A 19169-nucleotide genomic window follows, 5' to 3' on the forward strand; every position below is an offset into this window, starting at 1 on the left:
ATGAAGAATTTCCCTCATTTCTTTGTTAATCGGCCAATATTTGCGGTCGTGATCTCTGTGCTGATCGTCATTCTCGGTGCTTTATCACTGTTTAAACTGCCATTGAGTGAATATCCAGCCATTACACCACCGACTGTACAGGTCATGGCAAGTTATCCTGGTGCCAACCCCAAAATCATTGCCGAGACGGTTTCCTCCCCTCTGGAACAAGCCGTGAACGGTGTTGAGAACATGTTGTATATGAGTTCTCAAACCGCAGCCGATGGCAAGATGGTACTGACCGTCACCTTTAAACAGGGTACAGACCCTGATAAAGCACAGATACAGGTACAAAACAGGGTTTCTCGTGCATTGCCACGCTTACCTGAAGAAGTTCAACGCATTGGTGTGGTCACTGAAAAAACCTCACCCGATATTCTCATGGTCATCAATTTGGTGTCATCCAACAAGAATCATGATCCACTATATTTGTCCAACTATGCACTGTTAAATGTGCGTGATGAGCTTGCACGTTTACCAGGTGTTGGAAATATCGAGATTGGTGGTGCTGGTGAATATTCGATGCGTGTCTGGATTGATCCTGAAAAAGTGGCTGCCCGTGGTTTAACCGCCAATGATGTGGTTGCAGCCATTCGTGAACAAAACATGCAGGTTGCTGCGGGTTCTGTTGGTCAACAACCAAATACAACATCGGCCTATCAAGTTACTGTTAATACGCTGGGACGTTTAACCACTGAAGAGCAATTCAGTGAAATCGTGGTTAAAGCTGGTGACACTGGACAAATCACACGCCTGAAAGATGTTGCACGAATTGAACTGGGTTCTGATGCTTATACCATGCGAGCTTTACTGGATGGTAAGCCAACATCTGCCTTACAAATCTTTATGACACCAGGTGCCAATGCACTCGATGTTTCAAGTGAAGTCCGTGAAACGATGGCAGAATTGAAGAAAAGCTTCCCTGACGGTGTGGATTATAAAATTCCTTATGATCCAAATATTTTCGTAAAAGCTTCTTTGAAATCAGTCATTACCACTCTGTTAGAAGCCATTGCACTGGTTGTGCTTGTTGTCATCCTGTTCCTGCAAACATGGCGTGCATCCATTATTCCTTTAATTGCCGTTCCCGTTTCACTGATTGGTACGTTTGCAATTATGTATTATTTCGGCTTCTCCCTAAATACATTGACCTTATTTGGACTGGTACTGTCGATTGGTATTGTGGTCGATGATGCAATTGTGGTGGTGGAGAACGTAGAACGGCATATTGCATTAGGCGAATCACCAAAAGAAGCTGCCCGTAAGGCAATGTCTGAGGTGACAGGGCCAATTATCGCGATTACTGCGGTTTTATCTGCTGTATTTATTCCATCGGCATTTCTTACAGGATTGCAGGGTGAGTTCTATCGCCAATTTGCCTTGACCATTGCGATTTCAACCATCTTATCTGCAATCAACTCTTTAACACTTTCACCAGCTTTAGCAGGTATCTTGCTTAAACCACATCAAGCTGGAAATAAAAAACGTGATTTAACCGAACGCTTATTTGGTTGGTTCTTTAGAGGATTCAATCGGTTCTTTGATAAGGCATCGGACAAATATGTAGGTGCAGTCCGCAAGGGGGTACGTTTAAGTGCCATCATGCTGATTTTGTATGTAGGTTTTCTTGGCCTAACTTGGTTAGGTTTTAACAAAGTGCCGCAAGGCTTTGTTCCTGCACAGGACAAGTATTATCTAGTTGGTATCGCCCAGTTACCTACAGGCGCATCTTTAGACCGCACAGAAGCTGTAGTTAAACAGATGACGGAAATTGCACTGAATGAACCTGGTGTGGAAAGCGTCATGGCATTCCCAGGCTTTACACCAAGTGGTCCAGTCAATGTACCAAACTCTGCCTTGATGTTTGCCATGCTTGATCCATTTGAGGCTCGTCAGGACCCCTCATTATCAGCAGGAGCAATTGCTGGAAAATTAATGGGTAAATTCAGTCAGATTCCTGACGGATTTGCGGGCATCTTTCCACCACCACCAGTACCTGGCTTAGGTTCTATGGGCGGATTCAAGCTACAAATTGAAGATCGGGCTGGTTTAGGCTTTGAAACACTGGCACGTGTACAGGGCGAGATTATGGCGAAAGCCTCTCAGACGCCTGAACTTGTCGGTATGCTTGCGAGTTTCCAGGCAAATGCTCCACAGATTGAAGTTGATATTGACCGTGTAAAAGCGAAGTCACAAGGTGTACCACTGACCGATATTTTTGAAACACTACAAATCAATCTGGGGTCAATCTATATCAATGACTTTAATCGGTTTGGTCGTACTTATCGTGTAATTGCTCAGGCAGATTCCCCATTCCGTATGCAACCAGAGAACATTAATCTGTTAAAGGTGAGAAATGCAGCGGGAGACATGATTCCGCTTTCGACCTTTGTCACGATTAAGCGTAGTTCTGGCCCTGATCGTGTTATGCACTATAACAGTTTCCCATCAGCCGATATTAGTGGTAACGCTGCATCAGGTTATTCATCTGGTCAGGCAACTGCCGCAATTGAAAAAATTGTGCAGGAAACATTGCCACAAGGTATGACCTATGAATGGACCGATCTGGTCTATCAGGAAAAGAATACAGGCAATACTGCGGTCATGGTTTTTGCTCTAGCAATTATTTTGGCGTTCCTTTTCCTTGCAGCTCAATACAACAGTTGGTCAATGCCTTTTGCAGTATTACTTATTGCACCAATGGCCTTGTTATCTGCGATTGTAGGTGTTTGGGTAACTGGTAGTGATAACAACATCTTTACCCAGATTGGCTTTGTTGTTCTGGTGGGACTTGCTGCAAAAAATGCCATCTTAATTGTGGAGTTTGCCCGAGCCAAAGAGGATGAGGGTTTGAATCCTTTTGATGCAGTACTTGAAGCAGCCCGATTAAGATTACGCCCGATTCTAATGACCTCAATTGCATTTATTGCTGGTGTGATACCACTGGTATTAGCCACAGGTGCTGGTGCAGAAATGCGTCATGCCATGGGTATCGCTGTTTTCTCTGGAATGCTGGGCGTGACAATCTTTGGTTTACTGTTTACACCAATTTTCTATGTCGTCATTCGTAATTTTATTCTGCGTAGAGAACAGGCCAAAGCACTGGTACAGGAGGGTTCAAAATGAAAAATTTAACACTTCATTTAAACCGATACACCTTCCTCAAGAAAATGAGTGTACTAACCACTGCCACTATTCTTGCAGGATGTTCAATGGCACCCATATATGAGCGACCTGTCTCTCCTGTGTCGGAACACTATCCAACAGGAGAGGCTTATCCAGGGCTGCAAGTGAACAATGGAAAGCAAACAGTCGCAGCCGATATTGGCTGGCGTGACTTTTATACCGATCCTGTCTTACTCCAACTCATCGATCATGCATTGAAAAACAATCATGATTTTAAGGTGACAGCTTTAAATGTTGAGGCGATAGAAGCACAGTATCGTATTCGTCGTGCTGACCGTTTACCGCATGTGGGTGTTACCGCAGAGTCAGCCAGTCAGCGTTTACCGTCTGATCTTGCTTATAACCCCCGCATGTATCAGGTTGGTGTTACTTCGGTCGCATGGGAAGTCGATTTATGGGGCCGAGTACGCAGTCTGAGTGATCAGGCTTTACAGAACTATTTGGCTTCTAAAGAGGTCCAGACAGCATCACAGTTAAGTCTGGTATCCGCAGTTGCTAATGCTTATCTGGTCTATAAGGCCGATCAGGAAACGTTAGGTTTAACCAAGGCGACTTTGGCGACACAGCAGAAATCCTATGACTTGACCAGGAAACTTGTTGATGTTGGTAATGCAACCCGATTTGATTTACGTCAAGCTGAAATAGGACTGCGCACCGCACAAACCAATTATGCAAAATTCTTGCGTATTACTGCACAGGATCGTAATGCTCTGGTGTTACTTCTGGGTTCACCATTAACACAGGAATTGGCGGCCCAATTGGACCAGTCCCCCAAAATTCCTGATCAGGTTGTTATGCAGGATATACCAGTTGGTTTGCCATCGGATCTACTTCAACGTCGTCCAGACATTCGTGCCGCAGAACATAAGCTTCAGGCTGCGAATGCAAACATTGGAGCAGCCCGTGCAGCATTTTTTCCATCCATTACCCTAACGGGTTCGGCGGGTACGGCAAGTTCCAGTCTGGATAATCTATTTAATGCAGGTACAGGTGCATGGAGTTTTATGCCCAAGATTAACTTGCCCATATTTAATGCAGGTTTAAATCAGGCAAATCTGGATCGCTCACACATCATGAAGCAGATTGAAGTCATCAACTATGACAAATCTATTCAAACAGCTTTTCGTGAAGTTGCTGATGGGCTGGCTGGCAAGTCCACACTAGATGAACAGATCAAATCGCAGCAGCAAATGATTGCGGCCAGCCAGGATGCCCATAAGTTGGCAACCTTACGTTTTGATGCTGGTGAAGATAATTATCTCGCAGTCCTCGACTCACAACGAACTCTGTATGCATCTCAGCAGGCACTTATACAGACCCGCCTGGAACGCCTGAATAATCAGGTCAACCTCTACAAGGCATTAGGTGGAGGCTGGAATGAACATACCGTACAGATTGAACGTAAATCTTTGAAATAGCACATCGATGGAATTCATCTTTTGATGGAAAGAGATGAATTCCTGACAAGATGAAACAGAATATGAGGTCATATAAATGAAATTTATTATCCATGATATAGAAAACTTCCCATTTGTTGAGTTTAAGCAAGATCAGGCAGTTCCAGGTTATTCACCTCAATGGCAGTTGGAAATGCAGGAATTCTTGGAAATGAGCAGTCCGTTTGTGATTGTTTATGATCAATTATCAATGCAAGAAACACCTGAAGACTTTAAACAACGTGGTCTTTGGCTTAAAAACCATAAAGATGAACTTAATCAGTTATGTAAGGCAATTATCTGCATTGAACCTGATCAGGAAAAAAGAGTTGCCATCAGAAAGATGACGGAAATGGCTGTAAAGGCATTTGGCATTCCTTATGAAATCGTCAATACCAGGGAAGACGCCGAACGGATTGTGGATGAACTTATTCAAGTCTAAGGTGAATATGATGAACACTATTTATATCAATCAATTGAAGCAAGATGTTGATGGTCAAGGGAAAAAATCAAAGCCTTTTTTCATGACATTCTTACTCATTCTTATGACGTTAGGATTAGCTTCAATTTCGCATGCAAAAGCACCGATCAATACAGCTTTGGAAACCGTGGAGAGCTATCTTAATATCTGGAATGGTACGCAGCCAGATGACCTGACTAAAGTTCTTGACACGAATGTTGAGTATTTCAATACAAGTAATGAAGAAAACCGTAAAGGTACAGCATCTGTAATTGAGGTACCCAAGTTTTTATTAACAGTCATTCCTGATCGGAAGATGACGCTTACATCCCCGCCACTCATTGTTGGTGATAAGGTTGCTGTCGAATGGCAGCTTCAGGGAACCCTCAATAAAAAAGACCAGTCTGGTAAAAAAGACGCAAAAGTAATCACTTTTAAAGGTGCTTCATTTTTTGAGGTTAAAAATAATAAGATTATATACATCGGTGATTACTACAACAATCATCCATTGCGTAGTCAGTTAGAGCCATAATCAGGAGTGCTATAAAATGTCTTCGCACAACCATACACAAGATCACAAACATAACCACTCTGAACATGATCATAACCATGATCATTCTGGGCATAAGCATAGTCATGGTAACACCCATAAGCACAACCATGATCACTCAGGACACCATCATGGTCATGGTGGTCATGATCACGACCACGATCATGACCACAGCCATATCCCAAGTAATAAAAAAATTCTGACCATAAGCTTTTTACTGATTACCATTTTTATGGTAGTGGAATTTATAGGTGGTTTTATTACCAATAGTTTGGCCTTGATTTCAGATGCCGGTCACATGCTGAGTGACTCTGTTGCACTTGGTATTGCACTTGCAGCAGTCTTCATCGGTCAAAAACAGATTACCAAAAATAAAACATACGGCTATCAACGCTTTGAAATACTGGCTGCTGCATTGAATGGTATTACACTGGTTGGTATCGCACTGTATATCTTTATTGAGGCAATTCTACGGTTTCAGCAACCACAACATATTGAAGTACAAGGGATGTTGATCGTTGCTAGTATTGGATTGCTGATTAATATCATTGTTGCAGTAATGATTTTTAAAGGTAGTGATACCGAACACGACTTGAATATGCGAGGTGCTTACCTGCATGTACTCAGTGATTTGTTAGGTTCTATTGGCGCAATTGCTGCTGCGCTATGTATCTACTTCTTTGGATGGGCCTGGGCAGATACTTTAGCCAGTGTTCTAGTTGCAATACTTGTTCTTCGCAGTGGATATTCAGTTGTAGTAAAGGCTTCGCATGTTTTAATGCAGGGTACACCAGAAAAATTTGACTTGGCAGAAATCAAAGAAACCATTCTTCAAGGCCAGCGAATTCAGGGTGTACATGATTTACATATATGGAGTCTGACAAGTAAACGTTATATTTTATCCTGCCATATTGTTGTGAGTGAAGAAATGAGTATGCAGGAAGTGCAGATACTCTTACATGATCTGGAGAATGTCATACAAAATCTAGGTATTGAGCATGTCACTATTCAGGCTGAAACATCACTCAACAATCACGATGATATTCATCATTGCATTATTGAAAATATACCAAAGGATTCAGAACACTGAGTTTAAAAAGGTTAAATATTCCTAATATAGGTGCTTATCTAGTCACACAAGTGGTACCCAAGTTTAATGGCACTTAAAAGTGCCATTAAACTATATATAATTCAATTTGATATGTAAAAAATTACCCATAGGAAAGAATTATGGACTAGGCTAAAAGAAGATGGTCACAATTGTAAGATTCGAAAATTATTTTTCCTCCTTTTCCTCCTTTTCCTCCTTTAACTTGATATTCGTAATTCCAATTTTTCTTAGAGCATTCAATAACGTTGATTCACCCTCTGACAAGCCAGCAGATTTTGAATGTCTAAAAACAAATAATTGAGTAACCAAATTGGAACCTAGGAGAGTTGTCGTATAAGAACCCTCTGACGAAGGCAGGTTCTCCATGAGCCCAGAAATATACTGCTCAAATTGTTCTACGGTTCTTGACCTAAATATTAGACCAGCATGCCCACGCTCCTTGAGAACACTATCCCCATCTACAGTGGAAACGTAAGTCGCTGGTTGTATATCGAAAAGATAAACTGGAGGGCAATTTACAAGAGATAATCGGATGATCAATGCTCCACGAAGTGCTGTTTTATTTGAGTTTGCATAACACCAATTTTTATAAGCTTGTTTTTCTCCATCTGTAATATCTTTATTATTTAATGTTTCTGAATTAACGAAAAAGGCCATGAGAGTGGGTTTATCGTTGTAATCAAACTCTTCCTCAAAAGTATAATAGTGGACTGCATTGACAATACTGGGATTTAACAAACGTGCCTTTAAACATGCATTCCATAGGCCCATGATTCTTCCATGATCTGGAGCTTCAAACTCTGTATCTCCATTAGTGGTCGGGTTAATTTGGACATTTAGAACTTCCTTAGAGCTATCAGGTTCTCCTGTACCAACTGTATTGGTTTCTTTAGTATTTTTCTTTCTCTGTGGCTGGGTGATGGTTCTTTCATACTTTGTTTTACTTTTTTCCCCGATAGGGCCTGAACCTAACCATGTAAATTCATGACCTAAAATAACCGATTGTAATAATGGTTTGCGCCCTCCTTGATCTTCAGATACGTTAATCTGACCAGGACCTAGTTGCAACTGAGGAGGATTAGGTGAGTTGACATCTACAGGTTTCTTAATGCGGTGAATTACCTTTGGAACACGTCTGATAAGTGTTTGATCAGGTAGTTCTATTCCAAGAACTGTCAAGGCTAAAAAAGCATTGGTGTCAGGAATACAAAAACCTGAAACCCTAATTTTTCTCGTTTCCTCATGCCATGGCATTACTTTAGGGTATATATGGTTTCTTTGAGTAAAATCATCATGTTTTGCAATACTGCTAAATAATATCCTTACGGCATCCTGGGTATATTCGCTGTATTTATAGTAGGCAATAAATACATGATCATCTGATGTGAGGCTATCACCAATAAGGATCGTCCAGGTATTTTCTTCTTCTGGATGAGGTGTGTAGAGCCGTTCATGTCTTTCGGCCTCATCATATGTTGTCAGAATTCTAGGAAGTTCTGTAGAGAGACCATATCCTCTTACCAGAAACTCAAAACAAGGTACGAGAAGCTCCTTATATTCCTGATCCTTTAAAGAAAAAGAAATACAATTCTCACGTTGGCCTGGGTTAATATAAAATTTATTCCTATCTGAGAAGAAATGATCTATTTTCCCTGTCTTTTCGTCTCGCTTATATGTTTGAATATAGGTATGTTTAAAATCCGTATGGTCAATATCAAACTCCCGTATTTCTAAGGGAAGATAATCAACCAATCGTTCATGATGCCAAACTGTGCCAATGGGCCAAGACACCAAATCTGTCATATTGGCATCAATAAAAATAAAATTATCTGTGGGTGTGTAATCTTCCAGAAGTTCCCTAAAAGCAACATGAACTTTAGGTTGGGTATTTCTACGTTCAGCTTTTGCTAACGCCCCATACCACCACACCATTAAGAACTTTTCAGCATTGGATTCAAGAACTTTGAATGCGGGTGATTTTTTTTTATCTGAAGAGTTATCAGTATTTTCTTCATTAGAATGATTGTTCATGATCAACCTCTCTATTGGTAATATTATCGACTAGTCAATTCTTCTTATAAGTTCAGTTCGGCTGTAGGGATATATTGTCCATCTACCCAATCGTAAAGCTGGATATCGCAAATACCATTCAAGCGATGTCCCAAGACCATTGCAAAAACTGAGGGTGCTTTAATAAAGAGGTGTAATTTAGATAACTTATTTTCGGATTTAAATGAAACTAAAGCAGATTTTGCCTCTCTCACAGCAAGATTTAGAGTCTCCATATTATCAATGGCATGGGAGCTTTCTAAATTCAATCTAGGCAAGTTCTTTACTTCATTAATCGTAGAGTCAATGTCGTTACCTATAGCTGTAGGAAATCCGATAGTGACTATGGCTTCAGTTTCACCCTGTCGTTCAACAGCGTCGATTTTAGTAAAAAATTGTCCCTCTTTTTGCTTATGGTCATCAGTGCGATATGCGAGGCCATTATGTTCTATTTCAAGTAGGAAATTACGTGTGGCACTAAAAACATAGCCAAGCATACATGCGGTGGACATTCTTTGTTTGCCATCTATAAGGAGGGTTCTACGGTCACCACTGCTATGAATGAAATCCCCAATCGATACTGCTTTTTTGATTAGGTTGTTCCAGTCGCTGGAGGTTTTTTGAGCACGATCAGGACCATTGAAATCACTAATATCTAAGTTTAAGTCTTGATACTGACTGGATGATGCTGAAAGATTAATTTTAATAGGATCTAATAGCCACTGGCTTCTATCTTCTTCAAGAGCATGGCAAATAAAATTTTCAAAGTCTTTGCGATATATTGGACCAAAAGAAGAACGAGAAATCAGGTTTTTAAACTGATCTCTTAACTGTTTGGCTTTACGTGTAGTGAGTTCAATATTGGATAATTTCTCTTCAATTTCACCTATAAATACAGAGTCACTATCTTCAGCATTGAAAGACAGGAAATCAACATGATCAAGTGCGAACTCAGCAAGTGAGGTTTCGAATCCTTTATCGCTACACCACTGAATAATATCCTGACGACTTTTTTGTAAAATCACAGAATCTGCACTGTATGAAGAACCAACACCTCTAATTCTCTCAATTTGGGCAAGAAATGGGTGAAGTGTAGAGGTATAGAGTGGGCATACTAAACCAAAGCGAGTATATTCACCTGATGGAATATCAAAAGCCTCCTTGAAGCGCTTAATTTCTTTCCAAAAATCTGTAGAAGTCAGCGGATGATTTTTGGCTTCATACATGACACGCTGTAACTCGTTTTCTGAAGAGAAGTAGCAAACCTCGACATCACCTATTGATTCACTCACAATGTGGCTAAAAGCACTTTCAGATAGCCAGAGAGGCAAGTTCTTTAATACAAAAGCATCCTGATACTCAAACCCTACTCGTGCAATTGCACCACCAGTTGATTGTTTTTCTAACAGACTTGCACTCATTATTATCTCTCTAAATTTAGGGTGGATGGGTAACAGGAACCATCTGGTAGGTAGGTGTGGGCACTGCCCTCAAGATGATTGTTTTTTAAATGAAAAATCAGTAAGACTACGAAATTTGCACCCACTTTTGGGTCGGACACCAATTCCCTCATGGTGTGATGGTCTTTACTGCTGGGTTGTACACTAAAGAGAGGATGGCTATGCCATTCACCTAAATAGTTAAATTTTTGATAATTATTGTTTGTTGATTTATGAAAAAGGCGAATTGCTTTAATAGCATCCGTAATTCCACGTACAAAGGATGCTATCGTTCCACTCTTTTGAACAGTTAATGAGCTAACTCTAAAATGGTTTGTACCTATATGCTCACCCATTAAAACACCGCCACATTCGTGGGTTCCAGACTTCAACAGGGCTTTTATCAGTAAAATTTGTATATCAGTAGGAATGGATATTTTCAGCATTAGTATTAACCTTTCATCGGTTCAGGTTCTTCAATAGAATTGCCATTTTCACTTTCAGATATCTGTTTATCCGTAGGAGATTCTGTTACTAACGCACCTGAACAATCGATAGGATGGGTATCAAAAGGACATTGAAATATCCAATATTTACGGAACCCTATTAAATATGCTGAATATGGATAAGAGGATTGCTCATCAATTGTACATAAAGTATCTAATATGAACTGAGTCATAGACGCTGCAAGAGCCGTTACATCTGCATCTGATGCAATATATGTTTGGTTTTGTGTTTGAAAGCCGTAATTATTAACTTTGCCTTCTGGGATTGGTTCCAACGTTTGTAAGACACCATAAATATGATTGCGAAGCTCTAAAGGTGAGGCATCTAACGTTGGGCGACTACGGGCCATCATTGCTCCACCACCGCCACCAAAGATTTCACCCCATACCATTGGTATATGTTTTCTTTTAGCAATCGCAGCTAAGGTTAGAAATGTATGTGAGCTTGCTGTGGCATCAATAATCAGATTACATGTACTAATGGCATTAGCAATATTGGAATTTAAATGAGGATTTTCCTGTCCACCAATTTGCATTTCATACGTTTCAACCTGCATGTCTAATGCAGTTCGTTTTAATGCTCTTTCAACAGCATGGGTTTTAGCAAAGCCAACATCTAACCAGTTGAGTTCATTACGGACAAGATTCTGGGGTGCCAGAATATCATCATCAATAAGTAGAAAGTTTTTACAGCCAGACCGTGCCAGTGAAATTGCAATTTTACTTCCTAACGATCCAAGACCAATAATTACTATCTTTGCATCATTGATATTGCTAAATTGTGCTGGCAATCTTTGATTCTGATCATCATGTAGATTAATAGCTGGATAACTTACGAAAAGTGGTGCTGTATTATTAATTAAGAATAGTTCCAAGTTACCTTTTAAGTCATATAACAATAGAGGCTTTATGGAACTTGTGAATTCCTCCTGAGTAGGCCATAAATTGCCTAAAAAGGATTCTAACGAAAGTCGATCATTTACAGATTCCTTTAATAAATGAACAGAATCAACTCTTATTGCCCATCCAGACAATTCAAATCTTTCATTAGAAAATGATGGGACGATGTCAGGTAGAGGTTTGTTCTGAATATTTGTTGGAACAATAACAGTCTTGTCCCGAAAGCTTGAGATGGCAACCTTAAAGTCCATTTTTTCAGGGTCACTATTTAAGAGTATGTGACGTAACATTGGTGTTTCAATGAACCTTTCTGAAATACCTCTTAATTTTTGACCTATTGTTTCAGAATGCCTAGAGGGCACAGGTTCTACATCCATCTCCAATACAGTCATTGCGTCTGTTAATAAAAGAATCTGGGCACTTCTAATTAGTTCCACTCCACTGATATTGGTATTCCAATTATCTGGACCGTATTCTAGACACAGCACTCCTGAGCCACCGTACTGGTGCAAGATACTCCATCTTTCACCAGAGTTTTGTGGGCGTATATATGCTGGTAGCTCTGGGAAAAGCTCTGGATATACTAAAACACCATTAAAATCTATAGTTCCTATCTTGAGAGAGAAGTTTAAATGCAGTTCATTAGTGTCTGTTGAGTTCCACTCCTGAATCTTAAAACTGTTTTCCTCATTTTCAAGATCGGTCAATAACTGCCGTTCTTGAATCAAGCGTTCTAATGGTGTTTTTAGCAGTTCCATTACGCAAAGCCTCCTGGTTTATTTGGATAAACAGGGGTTGATGGAAATGTTAATCCTGCACCTAAAGCTGAACGGATTAAAGAGCTGGCCATATCAGCAGAATTTGCACTTTTGTGTGATGCCGAACGAGGAAAACGATTACCCAAGACCTGCCGCCATAGAGCTAATGCTTTATCATCATCTGTTTCATTTAAGGCATTTCGTGCAATAGCAGCTTGTTCTTTTACCTTTTCATAAAAGGTTTTGAACTCATCTGCTGTGACCGCAGAAAAAACATTATTGCCTGCAACACCAGGATCTTCTAAATGTGGAATTATGCCTAGTGACGCATAAATCCCATAAGAATCCCTGATTGTTTCTAAAAGATAAACAAACAACTTTTCATAGTTGGATTCGTAGTAATTCATATGCTTGGCAACCAGGCATTCTAAAATGAATCCTTTTGGTCGTTTTAAATCAGATAAGTTCTCACGACGCCACCATTTAAATAGCTTCACAAGAGGCTTAAATCGACCATTTGCATTTTTATTCACCTCAACAGTCCACTCGGTATGGGCTGGAGGGTTGGTAACTAGCCATTCTTCAAGATGAATGTCTGGAATCAGATAGCCACCATATCCATCTGAAATGATAGGGACAACATCCATATCAACTTTTTTCAACTTAACATTTACTGAACGACGGTTAACGGTAAGATCGGTATATCCAATATCCTTTAATGCTGTATGGACTGCATCTAAGACAATTTGGGGATCATCGTTAATTGTATGGTTGGTGCGAGCAATAATATCTACATCTGGTCTTTGTGTAATCCCGCCTATGGTGGTCGGACGTACTGCCGTATTTCTTTTATAAGAACCTGATAAGAACGTATGCACATGTACTTTGCTGAATTCATTATGCACTTTTAAAGCATCACGAAGCGTATTATGTGCGCTTGAACAATCATTAACCGTTGTTGTAGATGGTTCAATATCGGAAAGTAGGTCAAGAAACTGCTGTTGAGTTGTCATAATTCTCTCTGAGCCCATGTACTAAAATGGGGCATAAAATTAAGTGCGATCAGAAAAATTAAGTAACCTACTGCTGTGAACTTTGTTGCACAGCAGTAGGTTATTTAACCTCGTTTACGATATTGAGTTTGAGTTATCAGGATCATCCGATTTTTTATTACGGATAGCATCCTTTTCTTCTTTCAATGGCCGAGTTCTAGGAAATTTAAAATATCCAGTTGGATGGACAATAATTTTTCCAGATTTATGGCGATAAGATTTACAAAACACGAAGTCTTGATTTTCGGTAGGCATTGTTAGCCCTCCTATTTTGGCGGCTCGTTTTTCAGGACGCATACCAAAATAAGCGGGTAAATCTTGAGATTTACGGGCCTAAATGTTAGAATGGGGTTCTGACAGCCAGATCTAACATGAGGTATGCGTAGGGCTTAGAGCCATATGCCTTTCCTGTGTGAAAATCTATCAAGCCGACTCTACCCAATAGAGTCGGCTTTTTAATTTATGAAACCATCTCGATGGTCTCCATTGAATCTAGGTCAAAATAATATAGTTTTTTAAAGTCATCTTCATATAAGTCAAATAATTGAGATAACTCACTAATGACAGATGTTGATGTTTTTTTTGCGTCTATTGCGTAGTCAAAGAGCATTGAAGCTACTCTATATGTCGCTTCTCGATCCAATTCATTTGGTTCAACTTTACGATAACCACGCATAGCCATTTGCCGCCATAAATTGGCACTTTGACTTGAAGTTATAGTTCCTAACTCTGACGCCCTATAGATTAAGGCCGCCATTGAGGTTTTCCATTCCTTTTTAAGTCTTAGATAATGAGCTAAATTGGTTGAACCTAATTGGTCAATAATTTTTTCTTCTGGCATTAAGAATTCGGCAGCAAAGTCATTTGCTTCTTTTTCCATGAACTCAGATGGCTCTTCATGGAGGACCAAATGCCCAAGCTCATGTGCTAATGTGAAGCGTATTCTGTCATTTGGCTGGTTTGCATTTAGAAATACGCATGGAGACACACCATGAATTTTTAAGGATACGCCATCAACATTGTTATCTTTAAAGTCGCATAAAAAGACTAAAACCCCTGCATCTTCCACAGTGGCAGTTAGGTTTTCAAGAGGTTCATTTCCTAACGCCCACAATGATCTAAGCTTTTTAGCCGCTTCTTGAGGAGTGTTTACATCTAGGCCAATTTTAAAAGTTGGTAAGGAATTTTTTCTTTTTGGCACATTTGTGAACAATTCTAATGTTTGTACATGGCCCATTTTTAACATCATTTCAGCATTCATGCGGCTCAATGCTTTAGCTGTGGTAGAGCTTTTTTTTCTATATGCATGCAAACTAATTGGTAGTGCATTTAGCTTTTCAATATGTTCGAAAAATCGTATAGGGAAATGTAGGGCATTGGATAGATTTTGGATAACTTCATCGGAGGGTTTTAAGTCCCCACTTTCAATTTTAGATAATGAAGCCTGGGTAATAGACTGTCCCATTACAGCAATTAGTTCAGTTTGACTAAGACCACGAAAGTTTCGTGCAATACTAAGCATGTCAGGATTGAAATGAGTCATATTCACCTCCAAGATCATTGACTTACAGATCAAGTTAATCGAATAATAACTGAACAAAAAAGCATATGCAAATTTTTCTTCAAATTATTCCTAAAATGTTTCATTTTTATCTAATCTTGCTTTATGTAGTAGTAGTTTTTTATTCAGGCACAATATATAGTGTTTTTGATTTTACATTTTATTTGATTTTTTTAAATTTACTTGAAATCTTATATCAAAATTTGAGCATGAGAATATTATGGCAAAGATAGAAAATGATCAGTGTTCTTGTGAGAGGTAGCTTAACTTTTGAGTATTTAGAAAAGGCCACTTTATTAAATCTTTGATCATTTTTTGGGAATGTTAAAGTGATTTATTCTTATAAAAATCAGGTTTAAGGGCGATTGGGTTTTTTGGGTAAGTTAATTTTGATTGTTTGAGGCGAGATAATGACTGAAGATGCGAAATGTAAGATTCTAGATATTCTGTTGGAAAAGTGGAAGAAAATTTTACTTGGGCGTTATCCTGGCTGTGAAGAGTTAATTGAATTAGCACTTAAAAGTCTTGAAGCATTAACAGAACGCTTTTATGGTTATGAACTTAATGATACCCAATTCGACACGGCTATTTTATTAGAACAACAATATCATCAAAGATTGGGTGAATTAATTGTTGCTGACCGTCTTTTAAGAGATGGATTTGAATTGAGTAGTAAAGATTTCGGACCTGATTTCAAAGCTACAAAAAACGGGAAAACAGTTTGGTTTGAAGTTGTTACTCCGAATCCAAATGATGAAATGGTGCAAATCTTGGAAGATGTGCAAGGACGGTTATTTCCAAAACATGAAACTAATTGTCGAGAGAATTCTTTAGCATTGTTGAAAATGACAGGGGTTATAGAAACTAAGGCTAATATTATAAAAGGTTATATTGAGAAGAAAATTATTCCTGAAGATGAGCCAGTTGTAATTGTTGTAAATGACTCATTGTTTTATCCACTAGATGTCTATATGGTTGGGGTAACTGAAGAGGTACAAAAAGGGTCAAGTGGTTTACCACTTGTTATAGAAGCTTTATTAGGTTTAGACAGGCCTTATTGGCAGCCTCCAGAATCCCCAACTGAGCCTTATCAACTTAAATGGAATACAAGAACTGATGTATTTAAAGATAATGGCAGCCCTGTATCAACAGATAGATTTCAATCGGACGAATATAAACATATATCTGGTGTGTTTGTAATGACTGCACGAGAAGATTACGGAATTAGCCTTTCTGTATATGGTGATGAAAAAAATGTAGGCTTATTGGTTAAGAACTTAAATAGTAATAATATTCTGCCAGATGGCCTACTTAAGACACGCACTTATGATAGTAATGAATTGCGTAAGTTAATAGATCCAACTATGCGTAAGCCAATAACTAGTTTAGTTACCCGCACTTTACATGGGCAGTATTTCTTCATGGTTCAGCATCTGAACAAACTTTCCCAAGAACATGTAATAGAGGAATCGTAGTAGAAAATAAATTTAATGAAAAATATAAATACAAAAGATATGGCTGAAGTTTTTTAAAAGTTAGGAATACATTTGACTATTTTGAAGCAATTTACTCTTCTTTTAGGTGTTATTAACTTTTTTAATTTTGTCGCACAGTTCTTTGTAATGTCGCATAGTTCATTGGAAATGACAGGTGGGCTGCATGGCGCATGCGCGTCGTAAATTCCATGAACTGCATGTGACCAAAAAAAGTCAGGTCGCTGAACAGGCATTAGTGCTGATTCAGAAACTGTATGCCATAGAAGCAGAACTCAGGAAAAAGACCGATGGTACAGCAGAACAGCGCCGCGAATACCGACAACAGCATAGTCAACCGGTGATGCAACAACTGTATGAATGGCTCAACCAACATCAACTGACTGTGCCATCGAGTTCTCCAACCGCCAAGGCGATCAATTACACTCTGAAGCGTTGGCCAGCCTTAAGCCGCTATCTGGATGATGGCAATCTACCGATTTGCAATAACTGGGTGGAAAACCAGATGCGCCCCTGGGCGTTGGGACGTAAGAACTGGTTATTTGCAGGTTCGCTGCGCAGCGGTCAGCGAGCAGCCAATATTATGACATTAATCCAGTCAGCAAAGCTGAATGGGCTGGATCCCTATGCCTATTTAAGTGATGTGCTGAAAAGGTTGCCGACACATAAAGTGACTCAGATTGAAGAATTGCTACCACACCGCTGGAAACCTGAACCGAATTAAAAAATAGGCATGGGGTTCAGCGGACGCTTACTCTACGTAATATCTAGCTTCAAAAGTTCAGATGGATCTATGCGCTGACGGAATGAACATGCGAGTTCTTTTACAATTTGATTTTGATATTGTTTGCGGTCGAATGTGTCAAAAGCTGAAACCTCAATTTCAGGATCAGTGATTGCATTTAGAAGATCCTTGGTTGCATTGAGTGATGCTGTAGGACAAACATAGATAAGGTTAAGCACTGAAGTACGAAGCAAAATATCTAATAAGTGATATTTGGGCGGTTCCAGTTCCTTATCTACATTAGAAAAGTAGTTCACAAGATAAATGTCATTTGATAAATGCAGATTGATATTGTCAATGAGATCTTTGGTAACACCGTCAAGAATGCCATTCACCTTCAACAAAAGTTCAGTGTTTTCTATGTCTTTAATTTTTTGCGTATCGACACGTTCATTAAATAAGTTGTTTAGATTTCTCAAAAACTTTGGTTGTGGCGCCGTAGTTTCAAAATACATCTGATTTTTAATACGGTTCTTCATGTAAGTTTGGATCATCTTAGCTTCAGAAGAAAGAAACTCAATCTTAAACGTGTCGTATGACACTAGATCAATAAATACTTGCTGGCCAGCACCCGACTTAATATCAAACCAGTTCATAAAAATACTGGCTTTGAGTGATTTCAATTGTTTAAGAATAGCCGTCTTCTCAAAATCATTCATATTGAAGTAGCTACTTGAAAAAGTATCGAGATAAAACTTCCATTTATCTTGCACTATATTCCACGCTTGATTAATAGAAATGATTGGAGCATCTATAATTTCATCTTTGATGAATTTTGACAGCTCATATAATTCATTTAAACGTGCTTGGTAGTTGAAGTCTTGAGTAATCACATTCTTTTCTGATGTTGTGGACTCAGAATCCTCAAGATCCGCACCAACCAATAAATAAGCATCGGTTACTTTTGGTGTTTCCTTATTTGACGGTGCTGGTACTGGAGCACTAGAAAGTTCAGTGGAAAAAGTTTCATCATCTTCCGCTGGCGTATACGGCGGTGTAGTCTCTTCATTAGGAGAACGTGCGTCTGTACGTTCAGCAAAAAAGTAAAACAATTCTTCTTGCGGTGCAACTTTAAACGGCGTCACATTATTATTGATGATTGCTTTTACAATATGGTTTGCCAGTTTAAGCGTGTAGGATAGGGCATGTATATAAAGCTCTAATGTTGCAAAGTTACTGGTATCAACTTCATTAGCACCAAACCAAGATAGGTTACGCAGTTCAAGCCAGCTCGTGAAAGAAGCGTGAGAGCTATTAAAACTTAGATCTACGGTCTTGGACAAATAGATAAAAACGCAAAACAAAAACCTATTTTTGTACTCATACTTAAATACATCAGAATCGGTCCAGATCTTATTCTCAATGAGAGCAAGAATGTAATTTAAAAGCTCATGGTGTTTAATCGAATCGATTAAGTTGTCTGGTAATACTTTTAGTTTATTAAGGTGTGGTTTTACAGGTGCATCATTGGATGGTTTAAGGAAGTGGTAGAACAAGTTAAATGTTTGCGTATCATCTATATCAATTACAGGTTCATAATCATCTTCATCTACGTTATTTAGATCCTGTTGAATATCGACTATTTGCCCGGTGTGACCTTCTGAACGGTCAATCTGGCAGATACTAAAAAGAACAGGCAAAACCCCGACAATATTACGGTTGTCAATTGTTTGATAGTGGGTATCAAAAAATATCGTATCAGCTAAAAACGTACCTTTATGATAGTTGAGAAAGAAGAATAGTACGTTATTTAAAGAACGGTGATTTTCACCAGAAGAGGTGTTAGAAGTAGCGTTAAAGTCATCGAAAAAAACTAAATTTGTATCCATCTAAAAATACTTTAAA

14 protein-coding genes and 1 pseudogene are annotated in these 19169 nt (G+C 39.1%); 7 read left to right on the forward strand and 8 right to left on the reverse strand.

Going from position 1 to position 19169, the window contains the following annotated elements:
- The 5 genes from DYI81_RS10305 (at position 1) to DYI81_RS10325 (ending at position 6761) form a co-directional block, all read left to right on the forward strand.
- On the forward strand, positions 1–3165 hold the full coding sequence (locus DYI81_RS10305) for an efflux RND transporter permease subunit (RefSeq protein WP_008942230.1): 3165 nt from the start codon (positions 1–3) through the stop codon (positions 3163–3165).
- Positions 3162–4643, forward strand: coding sequence for an efflux transporter outer membrane subunit (locus DYI81_RS10310; RefSeq protein WP_008942231.1), 1482 nt, complete (start codon positions 3162–3164; stop codon positions 4641–4643). Before DYI81_RS10305 ends, DYI81_RS10310 begins: the two co-directional genes overlap by 4 nt.
- 76 nt (positions 4644–4719) lie before the next feature.
- Positions 4720–5103, forward strand: a complete 384-nt coding sequence (locus DYI81_RS10315; protein ID WP_008942232.1) for a hypothetical protein — start codon at positions 4720–4722, stop codon at positions 5101–5103.
- Between the two features lie 10 nt (positions 5104–5113).
- Complete coding sequence (locus DYI81_RS10320) at positions 5114–5653, forward strand: ester cyclase (RefSeq protein WP_017396455.1); 540 nt, start codon at positions 5114–5116, stop codon at positions 5651–5653.
- Positions 5654–5669: 16 nt separating this feature from the next.
- On the forward strand, positions 5670–6761 hold the full coding sequence (locus DYI81_RS10325; protein WP_023187984.1) for a cation diffusion facilitator family transporter: 1092 nt from the start codon (positions 5670–5672) through the stop codon (positions 6759–6761).
- 186 nt (positions 6762–6947) lie between these two features.
- On the opposite strand, the gene DYI81_RS10330 is transcribed toward DYI81_RS10325, so the two are convergent.
- The 7 genes from DYI81_RS10330 to DYI81_RS10360 all read right to left on the reverse strand — a co-directional run bounded on the left by DYI81_RS10330 (position 6948) and on the right by DYI81_RS10360 (position 15029).
- Positions 6948–8813, reverse strand: coding sequence for a hypothetical protein (locus tag DYI81_RS10330; protein ID WP_087527708.1), 1866 nt, complete (start codon positions 8811–8813; stop codon positions 6948–6950).
- 44 nt (positions 8814–8857) lie between these two features.
- The gene (locus tag DYI81_RS10335) at positions 8858–10252 is read right to left on the reverse strand and encodes a dsDNA nuclease domain-containing protein (RefSeq protein ID WP_087527707.1); all 1395 of its coding nucleotides are present in this window, start codon (positions 10250–10252) and stop codon (positions 8858–8860) included.
- Positions 10253–10254: 2 nt separating this feature from the next.
- The gene (locus DYI81_RS10340; protein ID WP_058952365.1) at positions 10255–10716 is read right to left on the reverse strand and encodes a Mov34/MPN/PAD-1 family protein; all 462 of its coding nucleotides are present in this window, start codon (positions 10714–10716) and stop codon (positions 10255–10257) included.
- Between the two features lie 5 nt (positions 10717–10721).
- The gene (locus tag DYI81_RS10345; RefSeq protein ID WP_087527706.1) at positions 10722–12434 is read right to left on the reverse strand and encodes a ThiF family adenylyltransferase; all 1713 of its coding nucleotides are present in this window, start codon (positions 12432–12434) and stop codon (positions 10722–10724) included.
- The gene (locus tag DYI81_RS10350; protein ID WP_087527705.1) at positions 12434–13447 is read right to left on the reverse strand and encodes a nucleotidyltransferase; all 1014 of its coding nucleotides are present in this window, start codon (positions 13445–13447) and stop codon (positions 12434–12436) included. The genes DYI81_RS10345 and DYI81_RS10350 overlap by 1 nt, the downstream gene beginning before the upstream one ends.
- A 114-nt stretch (positions 13448–13561) precedes the next feature.
- Positions 13562–13741, reverse strand: coding sequence for a hypothetical protein (locus DYI81_RS10355; RefSeq protein ID WP_001141890.1), 180 nt, complete (start codon positions 13739–13741; stop codon positions 13562–13564).
- Between the two features lie 205 nt (positions 13742–13946).
- Positions 13947–15029, reverse strand: coding sequence for an XRE family transcriptional regulator (locus tag DYI81_RS10360; protein WP_087527704.1), 1083 nt, complete (start codon positions 15027–15029; stop codon positions 13947–13949).
- Between the two features lie 428 nt (positions 15030–15457).
- Here DYI81_RS10360 and DYI81_RS10365 point away from each other — a divergent pair, with 428 nt between their 5' ends.
- Together DYI81_RS10365 and DYI81_RS10370 are read left to right on the forward strand one after the other, a co-directional pair.
- Positions 15458–16522, forward strand: coding sequence for a hypothetical protein (locus DYI81_RS10365; protein WP_087527703.1), 1065 nt, complete (start codon positions 15458–15460; stop codon positions 16520–16522).
- A gap of 175 nt (positions 16523–16697) precedes the next feature.
- Positions 16698–17264: pseudogene (locus tag DYI81_RS10370) on the forward strand (IS66 family transposase); the annotation flags it as partial.
- 32 nt (positions 17265–17296) lie between these two features.
- On the opposite strand, the gene DYI81_RS10375 reads toward DYI81_RS10370, so the two are convergent.
- A complete protein-coding gene (locus DYI81_RS10375; RefSeq protein WP_005028670.1) occupies positions 17297–19153 on the reverse strand; it encodes a hypothetical protein in 1857 nt (618 codons plus the stop codon).
- Between the last annotated feature and the right edge of the window lie 16 nt (positions 19154–19169).

It is taken from the genome of Acinetobacter sp. SWAC5 (assembly GCF_003419885.1).
Classification (GTDB): domain Bacteria; phylum Pseudomonadota; class Gammaproteobacteria; order Pseudomonadales; family Moraxellaceae; genus Acinetobacter; species Acinetobacter cumulans.

Bases quoted from the DNA above. Each gene is read 5' to 3' on its own strand.
- DYI81_RS10305 (WP_008942230.1), top strand. From the start codon at position 1: ATGAAGAATTTCCCTCATTTCTTTGTTAATCGGCCAATATTTGCGGTC.
- DYI81_RS10310 (WP_008942231.1), top strand. From the start codon at position 3,162: ATGAAAAATTTAACACTTCATTTAAACCGATACACCTTCCTCAAGAAA.
- DYI81_RS10315 (WP_008942232.1), top strand. From the start codon at position 4,720: ATGAAATTTATTATCCATGATATAGAAAACTTCCCATTTGTTGAGTTT.
- DYI81_RS10320 (WP_017396455.1), top strand. From the start codon at position 5,114: ATGAACACTATTTATATCAATCAATTGAAGCAAGATGTTGATGGTCAA.
- DYI81_RS10325 (WP_023187984.1), top strand. From the start codon at position 5,670: ATGTCTTCGCACAACCATACACAAGATCACAAACATAACCACTCTGAA.
- DYI81_RS10330 (WP_087527708.1), bottom strand. From the start codon at position 8,813: ATGAACAATCATTCTAATGAAGAAAATACTGATAACTCTTCAGATAAA.
- DYI81_RS10335 (WP_087527707.1), bottom strand. From the start codon at position 10,252: ATGAGTGCAAGTCTGTTAGAAAAACAATCAACTGGTGGTGCAATTGCA.
- DYI81_RS10340 (WP_058952365.1), bottom strand. From the start codon at position 10,716: ATGCTGAAAATATCCATTCCTACTGATATACAAATTTTACTGATAAAA.
- DYI81_RS10345 (WP_087527706.1), bottom strand. From the start codon at position 12,434: ATGGAACTGCTAAAAACACCATTAGAACGCTTGATTCAAGAACGGCAG.
- DYI81_RS10350 (WP_087527705.1), bottom strand. From the start codon at position 13,447: ATGACAACTCAACAGCAGTTTCTTGACCTACTTTCCGATATTGAACCA.
- DYI81_RS10355 (WP_001141890.1), bottom strand. From the start codon at position 13,741: ATGCCTACCGAAAATCAAGACTTCGTGTTTTGTAAATCTTATCGCCAT.
- DYI81_RS10360 (WP_087527704.1), bottom strand. From the start codon at position 15,029: ATGACTCATTTCAATCCTGACATGCTTAGTATTGCACGAAACTTTCGT.
- DYI81_RS10365 (WP_087527703.1), top strand. From the start codon at position 15,458: ATGACTGAAGATGCGAAATGTAAGATTCTAGATATTCTGTTGGAAAAG.
- DYI81_RS10375 (WP_005028670.1), bottom strand. From the start codon at position 19,153: ATGGATACAAATTTAGTTTTTTTCGATGACTTTAACGCTACTTCTAAC.